The sequence below is a fragment of the Methyloglobulus sp. genome, assembly GCF_964779595.1.
The window spans coordinates 38762-50570 of record NZ_CBAROL010000009.1 but is presented as its reverse complement, the minus strand read 5'-3'; the positions used below and the strand labels follow the sequence as shown (position 1 = coordinate 50570).

9 protein-coding genes are annotated in these 11809 nt (G+C 44.7%); 2 read left to right on the top strand and 7 right to left on the bottom strand.

What is annotated here, in order from left to right:
• Positions 1 to 80: 80 nt before the first annotated feature.
• Both AC1YY3_RS05325 and AC1YY3_RS05320 read left to right on the top strand, forming a co-directional pair.
• The gene (locus AC1YY3_RS05325; RefSeq protein ID WP_481823168.1) at positions 81 to 914 is read left to right on the top strand and encodes a DUF2971 domain-containing protein; all 834 of its coding nucleotides are present in this window, start codon (positions 81 to 83) and stop codon (positions 912 to 914) included.
• Between the two features lie 280 nt (positions 915 to 1194).
• Positions 1195 to 3606, top strand: a complete 2412-nt coding sequence (locus AC1YY3_RS05320; RefSeq protein ID WP_481823169.1) for an acyl-CoA dehydrogenase — start codon at positions 1195 to 1197, stop codon at positions 3604 to 3606.
• 250 nt (positions 3607 to 3856) lie between these two features.
• Here AC1YY3_RS05320 and AC1YY3_RS05315 read toward each other — a convergent pair whose 3' ends face one another.
• The 7 genes from AC1YY3_RS05315 to AC1YY3_RS05285 form a co-directional block, all read right to left on the bottom strand.
• Positions 3857 to 4324: a type IV pilin protein gene (locus tag AC1YY3_RS05315; protein ID WP_481823170.1), complete on the bottom strand. Its 468-nt coding sequence runs from the start codon at positions 4322 to 4324 to the stop codon at positions 3857 to 3859.
• An 89-nt stretch (positions 4325 to 4413) separates the two neighbouring features.
• A complete protein-coding gene (locus tag AC1YY3_RS05310) occupies positions 4414 to 5967 on the bottom strand; it encodes a pilus assembly protein (protein ID WP_481823171.1) in 1554 nt (517 codons plus the stop codon).
• Positions 5960 to 9169 (bottom strand): pilus assembly protein, encoded by a 3210-nt coding sequence (locus AC1YY3_RS05305; RefSeq protein WP_481823172.1) that lies wholly within the window; start codon positions 9167 to 9169, stop codon positions 5960 to 5962. The genes AC1YY3_RS05310 and AC1YY3_RS05305 overlap by 8 nt, the downstream gene beginning before the upstream one ends.
• A gap of 53 nt (positions 9170 to 9222) precedes the next feature.
• Positions 9223 to 9819 carry a pilus assembly PilX family protein gene (locus AC1YY3_RS05300; RefSeq protein WP_481823173.1) on the bottom strand — a complete coding sequence of 199 codons (597 nt, stop codon included), beginning with the start codon at positions 9817 to 9819 and terminating at the stop codon, positions 9223 to 9225.
• A 10-nt stretch (positions 9820 to 9829) separates the two neighbouring features.
• Positions 9830 to 10690: a PilW family protein gene (locus AC1YY3_RS05295; RefSeq protein WP_481823174.1), complete on the bottom strand. Its 861-nt coding sequence runs from the start codon at positions 10688 to 10690 to the stop codon at positions 9830 to 9832.
• Entirely contained in the window at positions 10687 to 11199 is a 513-nt protein-coding gene (gene pilV / locus AC1YY3_RS05290; protein WP_481823175.1) for a type IV pilus modification protein PilV, read from the bottom strand. Before pilV ends, AC1YY3_RS05295 begins: the two co-directional genes overlap by 4 nt.
• Before the next feature lie 33 nt (positions 11200 to 11232).
• Positions 11233 to 11772, bottom strand: coding sequence for a GspH/FimT family pseudopilin (locus AC1YY3_RS05285; RefSeq protein WP_481823176.1), 540 nt, complete (start codon positions 11770 to 11772; stop codon positions 11233 to 11235).
• Between the last annotated feature and the right edge of the window lie 37 nt (positions 11773 to 11809).

The window sequence follows — 11809 nt, the reverse complement described above, 5'->3', positions numbered from 1 at the left end:
AAGCGCATCTATCGCGAGCGATGCGCCTCGTGCCTCGGCACATCCTATAGTTCTAAACCATCAAAATATATGGAGAAAAAATGAAACTCTATAAACATGTTAGGGGAAAGCGAATAGAAGACCTAGTTAACAAAACTATCAGGTTTTCTCAAACAGGTGCGTTCAACGACCCATTTGAAGTGGAACCATTTATCTCATTTAAACCGTCTACAACAATAAATGGTCAAGCAATAATTGAAGAATTGACTAAATTTGCATCTCAAATTGGCTTAACTGAATTTTCTGTTACGTATTTAACTGATAAACTTCTAGATTACATTAATGAAAAAATTTTAGGTAACCTCACAAACAAAAAAGATATCGGCTTATATCTTGCAAAATGGATAGAATCTCAAATAGGGATTCTCTCCCTTTCGGAAAATAATGATAACCCTTTGATGTGGGGACATTATACTGATGACCATACAGGGTTTTTAATTGAATTTGATACAGATAAAGTTTTTTTTACCGATAAACATGAGCTCAGCCCAAATAGTACATTCGGTACTTTTAGGCAAGTTGACTATCGTTTAGTAAGACCAGATCGCGACCTTTCCAAGATGTCGCAAACAGAATTATTCAATGTTAAAAGCTTGGATTGGAGCTATGAAAAAGAATGGAGAATGCTGATGCCTTTAACTAAAGGCAACAAAGTTCTTGATAAAAGCAATATAGCTAGGGAGTTTCCAAAAGGGTTTCCGGTAATTACTTTTAGTTTTAACCCTAATGCTATAACTGGAGTAATTTTAGGTTGTAGGGCATCCCATTCATTAACGAAAGATGTTAATAATTTAAAAAACACTTCGGATTATAGCCATCTTGATATAAAAAAAGCAGAGCTTGACACCAAGACTTTTAAGATAATTATTAGCTGATTATGCTCAAGTATTCCCTTCTGCCGCGCCGAGTACCGATGATTTTGAGGGGATTCGCCCGTAGGGTTGCGGCAGGGGTGCAGCAATTTTCTGGAGAGATAGCGATATCCCTTCCATCAAATCTTATTAAAATCGAGAAGTGCAGACAATAAGTGGCAGAGGGTCGCCTTTTCTTTGAATATTTTTTTTGGCGACGCAAAAGAAAGCATTTCGTCTTCGGGTGCGAGAACCCGATTAAAAAAAACCCGTCGCGTTAGCGACAACAAAAAAGGAGAACACCATGCTCTGGCTGCTCACACTTATCATCCTGGTCGTTATATTGGCTTACCACAAAGCTTCCATACACTGGATTACCTTGGCTGTTGGCGCATTGCTAGGCGCGTATCTACTCGTGAATGGCGCTTCATCGTCGAGCAATCTCAGTTTGTGGATGACGTATTTAATCGTTTTCATCCCTTTAAACGTAATCCCCATCCGGCAATGGCTCATCAGCCGCTGGGCCTTCAAATTCATGAAGGCGGCTTTACCCGCCATGTCGCAAACTGAGCGGGAAGCACTGGAAGCAGGCAACACTTGGTGGGATGCCGAATTGTTTTCAGGCAACCCTAACTGGGACATCCTACAAAATCTACCTGTCGCAAAGTTCTCAAAAGAAGAACAAGGCTTTCTTGACGGCCCGACAGAAACCTTATGTGCCATGCTCAACGACTGGGACATTACCCATAACCGCATGGATTTACCGCCGGAAGTGTGGGATTACATTAAAAAGCAAAAATTCTGCGGCATAATGATCCCCAAGAAATATGGCGGGCTTGAGTTCTCCGAATCGGCGCATTCTGAAATAGTGATGAAAATATCCAGCCGCAGCAGCACAGCGGCAGTCACTGTTATGGTGCCTAATTCACTGGGACCTGGAAAACTGTTGCTGAATTATGGCACGGAAGAACAAAAAAACTATTATTTGCCTCGTTTGGCGAATGGCGAGGATATTCCTGCCTTCGCATTAACTGGCCCACATGCAGGCAGTGATGCAGGCGCAATGCCTGATACGGGTGTGGTCTGTTATGGCAACCATAAGGGGCAGGATAGGGTATTGGGAATACGGCTAAATTGGGAAAAACGCTACATTACCTTGGGGCCAATCGCTACCGTATTGGGTCTCGCCTTCAAGCTTTACGATCCCGACCACCTGATCGGCGACAAAGAGAATATTGGTATTACAGTTGCACTTATACCCACCAATACCCCTGGCATAAGCATTGGAAGAAGACACTTTCCATTGGACTCCGCATTCCAGAACGGCCCAAATTGGGGTAAAGATGTCTTTATCCCAATGGACATGATTATCGGCGGCGTTGCACAGGTCGGCAATGGCTGGAAGATGTTGATGCAATGCCTGACGACCGGACGCGCTATATCGCTACCCGCCCTGAGTGTAGGTGCAGCTAAATTCACCAGCCGCAACATCGGTGCTTATGCCCGTATCCGCAAGCAATTCAACATGCCTATCGGGGAATTTGAGGGCATTGAAGAAGCACTGGCGCGGGTCGCAGGTGAAACCTACATTCTCGACGCGGCAAGACAAGTCACCAATGCGGCATTAGATCAAGGTGAGAAACCCGCCGTCATTTCCGCCATCTTGAAATACGAATTGACCGAACGCATGCGACGTGTGGTTAATGACGGTATGGATATACTCGGTGGCGCGGGGATTTGTTTAGGGCCAAAAAATTACCTAGGGCGCGTATACCAGGTTATTCCGGTCAGTATTACAGTTGAAGGCGCAAACATCCTCACCCGCACCATGATGATCTTCGGACAAGGTGCAGTCCGTTGCCACCCTTACATCCAGCAAGAAATGGCGGCAATAGCCGAAGGTAACTTAAATGCATTCGACCAAGTTTTCTTCAACCATATTGGTCACTGGGGGCATAACAAAGCGGCATGTTTGTGGCTAGGATTAACCAACGCCCGTTTTCTGGCAACCCCTGGTGATAAAGAAACCAAACGCTATTACCTCCAGATTGCACGGCTAAGTGTTGGGTTTGCATTCCTTGCTGATTACGCCTTATTAACCTTGGGTGGCGCGTTAAAACGTAAGGAACGGTTGTCTGGTCGCTTTGCCGATGCTTTATCTAACCTTTACCTATGTTCCTGTGCGCTGAAACATTATGAAAACCAAGGCAAACAGAAAGACGACCTACCGCTGCTGCATTGGGCTTGCCAGGAAAGCATTTACCGCGCACAACAAGCCTTAGCAGATATACTGACCAAGCTACCATTTCCTCCTGTTGCTTGTCTGCTCAATGCCGTCATCTTCCCGCTGGGCAAACCCAACAAACCCGCCAGTGATAAGCTAGTCCACCAATGCGCTGCATTGTTGTTGGCTGATTCGTCCGTACGCGACCGCTTAACCAAAGGTATCTACATCAACAATAAGCCAGATGATGCCACTGGCAGGATCGAGGTGGCGTTTAAAGCGGTACTCGCAGCAGCTCCGGTTGAAGCCAAGATAAAGCTGGCACAAAAACAAAAGCAGTTGGCTAAGAGTGAGATGTCTGAAGTTGCAAAAGATGCGCTGACCAAAAACATCATCACAAAAGAAGAAGCCCAGTTGTTTGACACAGCAGAGCAGGCGAGATTGCAAGCGATTACAGTTGATGATTTTAGTGCTGAGGAGTTGGAGAAGTAATTTGAAGCGATGGTCAAATCTGATTGTCTTTCGACAAGCTTCCTTCGACAAGCTCAGGACGAACAGTTTGTGAGGGTAAAGACCTGTGTAGGTTCTGTTCCGTGACCTGACGGTTTGGTTCGTGGTGAGCCGTGCGCTTGCCGAATGGTCAAACCACGAACAAAATTAACATAAATCTGTAAACAAAAGATGGGCAAAAAAGCCTGCCCACCCTATCTACATCTACATCTGATTCAACCAACACACAACCCTACCAGCAATCAGCCTTGGTTACACCGGATGTTTGCGCTGTAACATCCTTAGCACCCAAATGTGTCAACGTCAACGTACCGCATTTATCACTGGCCTGAGCGCTTTTTGGTGCAGCCCATAAGGTGTAGGTGCTGGCATCTACGGCATTGATTGTTAAGTCATAATACGTAGCCGTGCCAGTGTCCACCGTGTAAACAGAGGAAGAGGGAGTTCCTGTATCATTGATAGAACCCGTACCACAAGAGTCTCCTCCGCCTGTTCCTCCCGCATTGCAATAGGTATTGATTTCCGTAAAATGCCGCTCCATAGCATTGACTAAACCCAGCAAAGCGGCTTTTGCATCCGCTCTGCGTGACTTTCTCACACTTTCCTGATAACTAGGTAAGGCAATAGCAGTCAAAATACCGATTATTGCCACACATATCATCAGTTCTATTAACGTAAAACCTGATTGCGTTTGTCTCATAATTCATTCTACGCTAATTAGTGCGATATGTTATTCAGTTTACGCAGGCAAGCACCGTTTGCTCACCTGCTTGTCTCGTCTCTTACCAATTACAAGGCATTCAATTGCCGCCATGACCTGCGTGTGCCAGGAATAGCGGTACTTCCGCCGACATCATCATCATCGTCACAGGTAGTACCTACACAGCCACTACCTCCTCTATCAACAACAGTTCCCATAGCAGCACTTGAGCCACTACTGTATTTATAGTCAATGGATGCGGTTGGAGATTCAATTACTGTTGGTTGCTTAGTAATACCAATCCCTTGGTTAACACCCGACGCATTATGTTTCACGCCGTTGATCAATATAAAATCCTTATCATCAATTACGCCATTGCCAGTGACATCAAAGGGCGTTGCATCAGCTTCACCACCACTTAGCGCATCAATTTCCATTAAGCGTGATTCTCCACCATCACCACAGGGGTCAGGATTGGGGATTACCGTAGAAAACACTACTAAGCCCCGACGTACTAAAGGTAGACTGATGACCCGTTCACCCTGGGCAACATTGCCAGGTTTAACGAGTAAATTCAATGCCCAGCCGCTTTTTAACGGGCTACTTGTTGTGCAACCAACGGTGGTGGCAGCGTAACAAACAGTGGTTTTTGACACTACACGAACAGACCTAATGGTTTTAGGGCAAGAAGCCGTTCCACAATCTGTATCGGCAAAACCTTCAAAATCAATGGTTTGATCTTGCAACAAAGCGCGATCAGTGATGGTCGAGCCTCTATCCCATAGGCCGTAAAAAGTTTGTACCTGTGGTAGTGCGGGTAAAGTAGGCAATAAGTTGTCACCTGTTTCAAAAAACTTACCTGTACCGAAGTACACCATTCTACCGACACCGTCTTGATCAGAGCCTACTGCCCGTACTGCACCAACGTTAGGCTTGCTAGTGATGGGCTGCCGATTTGCTGTTGGGCAACTTGCACCCGCTGTTGTACAAGCCACGAATATAGGGCTGCCGCCAGATATATTCCAGCTAGCAACGGTACCTGACAAATCAAACTTCCACAAATTGCCGTATAAATCGCCTGCATAAACAGTATCTATACTCAGATCATTATTGGCATCAACAGCAATGGGTGTTGACAGACCATTTTTATCTGACCGCCCAGGTGGTATTGGGGTGCTAGGCTTCGCGCCGGTATCAATTTTTTTGATAATACAGCCGGTTTTAGCGTCAAGAATAAACAACACAGCACTGCCGTTATTGCTGTTATAGCCGTTAGCGGCAATGACTACCCAACTGCCATTTTGCATTCTAACTATCGAAGGTTGTGCCAGGGTATAGCCCAGATCATTGGCATCATAGTTAGCACTGCCTGCTCCAAACGCGCTGCAATCAGTAGCGACGGGAGGCGCGGTATCGGTAAACTCCCACAATGCGCTGGTAGGTGTAAAGGTAGCAAACTCAGTAGCACTGGTAGGTGGGCTAGTAACATCCAGCGCAAATAACGCACGACCGCCTGCACCTGTAGCACCGACTAACATGGTGTGCCAACTCGAATCATAATACACATCACTTGAAGCAGAAGTGCCATCGACATAATACTGATGGGTATAAGTAGGCGATGTCAGCTTACTTAACTCAGGCATTCGCGTTGGGAACGTACGCAAATAGCTCACTCCCGCCTGAAGTGACAGTAGCTGTTGATTTTCTGCCATCAAAACCGTGCAACATACCATCATTGGTACCCACGTAAAGCGTAGGTATGCGGTTTAAATAGGCAGAGCTAGCTCGAAAAGCGGTATAGCTGCTGCCCTCTACTCCTGACAAGGCACCATAGCCAAAGTCATCAGTACCCACAAAAACAGGATCAGAATTAACGGCATCACCCAATAGCTTCGTCCGTTTTCTAAAAATGTGGTTTAGATCAGTATCATCTTTATTAAGTTTCTCGTTTTCTTGGTCGCCACGTAACCAGTCAACTCGGTCAAGACCTTTAAGATCGGACGATGTCGCTGGCGGCAATTTATTTAGGTAATCCTGTTGTGATTTTCCATCGGTTTGAACATTAGTGTCAATACAAGTGGGAATAGAAGTAGTTAATATTTCACAAACGCAATTTTTGCTACCAGGACTACACGATCTGCGTGGATCACTGGGCTTTCTCCCAGGCTTCGTACATTTCTGTGTAGATGTGCTAGCAGCAGGGCAAGTTAACTGTCCCCAAAGGAAAGGGATGCCGCGCGAACCCAATGCTTTCCTAGGGTTGTAAGTTAAAATATTACGAACATCAGAACCAGGAATTTTACCTGGGTCGGACACTTTCCAGTCTGTGGTAAGCGCACCAGTATTCGTGTTAACCGCAAAGGCTTCTACGTCGCCACTCCAGTCTATAGGGTTAAATTTAGCTTGATAAACAATTGAACCTGCATTTAACTGGGTGGAATTCGTTGCAACAGCGGATGCAGCACCATCACCGAGGCTAATTTTAGTTAACGCTGTGGCTAATGAAGTCTCCAATTTTAGTGGATTAGTAGCGGCAAAATATTTGTCGGGGATGCCATCAGGTTCGGCATTTCCAGTGGTATTATTTTCGGCATCCCATTCACTTTGTAGATCTGGCTTTTTGTTATTGTTGGAGTCAATAAAACCACCCCATTTAGCCGCATAAAACAAAGGTTGCTCTAGGCTGTTTGCGTTAGCTGTCCCAATGGTATATGTGCGAACACTTGCAGCATCACCGAAATTGCAATTTGTACAGGTCGTTCCACCCGTGGGGTCGGTATAGGCAAAGCCATTGATCCCTGAATGAACATGAAAACCATCTTGGCTTGTACCATTGACCACATAGCCGAAACCCATTTTGTTAGGCGTGGATTGGGCAATAGCATCCGTGGTTATCGTTACGTTTGACCCTGTAATACTGTATGTAATAGTACCCCATTGATCCTGATCAAAATCGCCGCCTTGCTCGGAATCCTCCCAGTTAACGTAGAGTTTGCCTGTTGCAGTCGTTGAGGTTGTCGCTTGACTTATGATTTTAAAATCAACAATGGCACAATTGGCGGCATTGGGTGCGGTACTTAAATTACGACAGGCCGGTAGTATAGTAATTTTCTTGGTACTAGAACCTGGTACTGGCACAACAACTTTAGGCAACGCTGGGGATAACGCTATGCCGTAAAGATTTACCAATTGATTTTTTGTAATATCCGAGCGTAGATCATTAGTGTGTGCATAATGTGCCAGACCTGCAATTTGGTAAGACCCCGAAAGCCGAGGCGCATCAGGGCATGTCCCCAGCAGTTTACTCAAGGTATTACTACCACTAGGGCTGACGGTCTTGGCGGTACACAATTGATTGTTATCGGTGCCATTTTCGCCTATAAAAAATGGACTGGAAGTTGAGATTTCTCCTGCCCCTACTGCGTCTGTTGCAGCACTCAAATTTGACAAACCAATATCGGTAGCGAGCCCAAGACCATCGGCATCATAAGAAGTGGTGCTAGCATTAAATTGTATAACATTCAGTGAAGCACACGATTCGGCGGTTGTTATTGGATTTACAAAACTTGCTGTCGTTAAATTAAGAACTGTGTCAGTTGCGCTATACGCAGGAGTCGCACTTTTACCCGCCAAATAACGCAGGGATTCCAGTAATAGCTCGGCTTGTGGATTACCCCAATTTCTACATTTACTGGACGTAAAGGTACTTAGACCCCAAATACAGTCATCGCCGCCACCAGTAGTAGATTGAGCGTTATTATAGATTCCATTGCCAGAACCGTATTGGTAACCAACTATCTTGAGTTTGTTAAGGGCATTAATAATTCCAGTGGTCGCGGTGAATGTACCATTAGCATTGATTTCATTTGTAAAAGTACCGATATTTTTCCTTAAAACGCCACCTTCCTTGTTGTTTTGATACGAACCAGACATGAGTCCGAAGTACATCTTGTTACCGTCACCGTATTCTTGCAGTAAACCTATCGGTTTTAAGTCAGAACTCGCGTAATTTTTACATTTTTCGTTGCCTTCCAAGGCGGTGCTAACACAAGCTTGAACTCGTGCAATATATTCATTATTGCCTGATTGCGATGGCGCAGTGCTACTGGCATTTATCCCCGATAGGGTAGCGTTATTGCCATTATCGCCCTCACCCCACTTGCACTGCCAACGTTCATTAGCTGCCCATAAAGCAAAATTGCCTTTGGCAACGCGAATTAGCGGTGCGTTGGTAACTGATTGAGATGTCCCAGAAGAAGCATCTGTTGTATTACATAAGGTAAGTCCTTCAGTGTAGTTAAAGGGAGTCAGCTTGTCTAAATCGCTACCGTTATAAAACTTGGCCCAACTATGGGCATCAGTAGGAAGGAAAGCACGCTCTAATACCGTTAAATTAGCGTCATCTGTAGAACGCAGACCGCCATACAGTATTTTACGAATGACATCCATGCGCGACATGGTTGCCCAATTTAAAAAATTTCCGCTCCATTGGTCATCATCACAATATTTGTCCGAAGAAATACTTTCGGGTTCAAAACGGTTACTGCTGTATTTATAACATTTTGTACTATCAAAATAGCCGTAATAATTAAAGCTGTGCTTGTACGTGGTTTCAGGAACGTCATCATCATCTAAGTCGGAATAATCATCATAAGCTTTAAAGAAAAGCTGGTGATCCTTGGACATATTTATCATTGCTTTAGGTGCTACTGCCTGTCCTATAAACAATGGGGTCGTTGCAATATCTCCCGCAACCGCTATCTTAGTTACAATAGCGACGGCAATTAAAAACCCACTTAACAGACCAAAGCGACTGTATGATTTTATTGATTTGAATTGATTCACCTTAAAACTCCCGCTATGAGCAGCTTAATTAATTTATAAGACCCTAAGGGTATTTAATCGGTCGTAAAAACAGATTGAACAATAACCACCGTGACAGTACTGCCGCCTGTGGCTCTAACTGTAATTCTATATGGCGTTGAACGGTCACTGGCTAATGGACAAGCTTCCTTATAACAGACGGTATCTAATTTTTGGATGATATATTTTGGAGCAGCAACATCGTTACCTAATGTGGTAATCGTAGAAGTTGCCACTGGATTTGTTGTCCAAAAACTATCTTCCTCAAGTTGCAGTTTAGTAGTTGAACCCGTAACGACTGCGGTTGGTATGGTTGAGTCTTTAGAATAATAGCCATTATAGACAGTTGATACATGCGTGATAGGATCAGTCACCGTAACCGTACCTTCAGGCGTAAAATTTGGCAGAACGGCAGGTGCAACCGGAAATAGACTGGCTTCAGCCTCGCTAAGAGCCGATTCGGCAGCTTGAAAGGCTAGGTTTTTGTCGCGCATATTACCTGCCATTTTTTCTTCCAACGAAGTGGACTGCATACCGGCAGTACCTATCAATGTCAATAACAGCAACATGATTAAAGCAACAACTAGAACAACACCGGATTGAGATTTATATAAAACAGGTCTGGATGTCATACAATCAACCTCAGTGCAATCGGTTACGTAGCGCAATTGTGGACGTGAATACCCGCCGGATTCTACGGTCTGTTGGCGTGGTTGTTGCGCCGTTGTATGTATATGCCAAAGGCTCAGAAGCGATATTGTCATCGATAGTTCTTAACAAGAGGCTAACACGCACACTGTTCACTTGCGTCATATCAAGCCCCGCAGTGCCTGCTGGCACATAATAGTTGGGAACTCCATCGTTGTTTGTATCTGCGCCATATAAGATTTGCATGTTTTCTACGCCTTCAACTAACGCTGCCGTATTCCTTGCTAAATTTAGAACCGAATTTGCAGTTCTAATATCAAAAGCACGGTTCTCAGGACACTCTTGATTGAGATCTGTCGAGCAGGGGGTGGTAACAACATCGTTACACCCATTTTCTGACCATCTGGCGGTTATGCTATCTGGCGCATCCATAGCACTATTGGCATTTGGCGCTCCATTCACGCCCACTAGGGCTTCATTAATTGACCTAGTGGCAGTGTCATACAAAGATTTTGGTTGTTTGGGAGTACTGAGCGAGCCGCCCTGACAGCCTCGATAATCCGTCATACGAATATCTCTGGCTAAAAAATCCATGGCAAAACGACCATTTTCTTGCAATCTGGATAGTGCTTCCTGCACTCTATAGGTTTGTCTGCTTTTTAAAAAAACCTCCATTACCCCACCCAATAAAAATGCCCCAATCAAGAGTGCGATCATAATTTCAATCAGCGTTAAACCTTGTTGTTGACGGTAACTTGGGGTGCAAATAGGAGATTGACGTAACGGCTCGTGTATCGCGTTCATTGCAGCAGCAATACTGCTGTCCCTATCTTTATTTAACGAATCTGTACTCATAACTTAAAACCCACTACAAAAAGTTGGTTTGTGCCGCTTTTGTCATCATCCCACCATATTTTGATATGGTAATCCGCACCTGCTCCATCGCAAGCAGAGGCTGCCGTTGAAGTACCATCTTTAGGTGTACTATCTTTACACACTAACCCTTGTCCATTAGGCAGGGTAGCGAGCGCAAGATTCCACTCAAAAAGATCATTGTTAGCCATATCGACTTGGCTGCACCCAGTTGTAGTCAAACAATTCGGTTTTTGTATACCTGTACTTGGAAGAAAAGTTGTGTAAATAACCAGTGCATCGTTATTGTTGGCGGCAACAGAGCTATTGGTATTGGCTCGCATCCGGTCTGCAATATCGTACGCTAATTGGGTTGCTTGACTGCGGTTGTAAGCACTTTGGTTATTACTCAGCACTCTGGCTTGTAGCCCTGCCAAGCCCAACAACGCCCCGGCGAGTAGAACTACGGCAATCAACACTTCAATCAAGGTAAAACCGCTGTGTGTTTTCATGATGGTTTTCATCTTCATGTACACTGGTAGGTCTCAATTCTCGAACGACCAGTAGTCGTGGCGATTACTATTTTTTCCCACTTCGGCAACGCGATCATCACAAAAGAAAATCGAACCCGAACTAACAATTTCACCACTCGCTATGTAAGAGATAATGTCGTCAACAAGCGTGTTTCCGACTATTGTATTCTGGGACTGTGCGGCTTCTTGTCTTTTCAATATTGTTTCGGGTGCGCCGTCATAATCTGCATCCTCATTTTGATTGGTAAAAACAATCCAGCCTTGCGCCCAGTTGCCGCTTGTGACGCAAGTAGCACCATCACTACTTTTGCACATTGAAACCCGCATTCCGCGCTTAACTGCTTCGCTACGTATAAAATTTATTGACGTAACAAACTCGTTAACCTGTGTGGTTATCCGGCTGCTTCTTATGGTAGAGGTAAAGCTGGGGATTGCTATGCTTAACATGATGCCGGCAATACTCAATGTAACCATCAACTCCATCAATGTGAATCCGAATTGCATTGATGGTTTTTCTGGCATGACCTGATAATCTTTTTGATTCAACGGCATTTCACTCAACCTGATATAACACGTTCTTCTTTGATTA

Excerpts from the sequence above, each read along its gene's own strand:
- AC1YY3_RS05320 (WP_481823169.1), top strand. The coding sequence starts at position 1,195 with ATGCTCTGGCTGCTCACACTTATCATCCTGGTCGTTATATTGGCTTAC.
- AC1YY3_RS05315 (WP_481823170.1), bottom strand. The coding sequence starts at position 4,324 with ATGAGACAAACGCAATCAGGTTTTACGTTAATAGAACTGATGATATGT.
- AC1YY3_RS05325 (WP_481823168.1), top strand. The coding sequence starts at position 81 with ATGAAACTCTATAAACATGTTAGGGGAAAGCGAATAGAAGACCTAGTT.
- AC1YY3_RS05295 (WP_481823174.1), bottom strand. The coding sequence starts at position 10,690 with ATGAGTACAGATTCGTTAAATAAAGATAGGGACAGCAGTATTGCTGCT.
- AC1YY3_RS05285 (WP_481823176.1), bottom strand. The coding sequence starts at position 11,772 with ATGCCGTTGAATCAAAAAGATTATCAGGTCATGCCAGAAAAACCATCA.
- AC1YY3_RS05310 (WP_481823171.1), bottom strand. The coding sequence starts at position 5,967 with ATGCCTGAGTTAAGTAAGCTGACATCGCCTACTTATACCCATCAGTAT.
- pilV (WP_481823175.1), bottom strand. The coding sequence starts at position 11,199 with ATGAAAACACACAGCGGTTTTACCTTGATTGAAGTGTTGATTGCCGTA.
- AC1YY3_RS05300 (WP_481823173.1), bottom strand. The coding sequence starts at position 9,819 with ATGACATCCAGACCTGTTTTATATAAATCTCAATCCGGTGTTGTTCTA.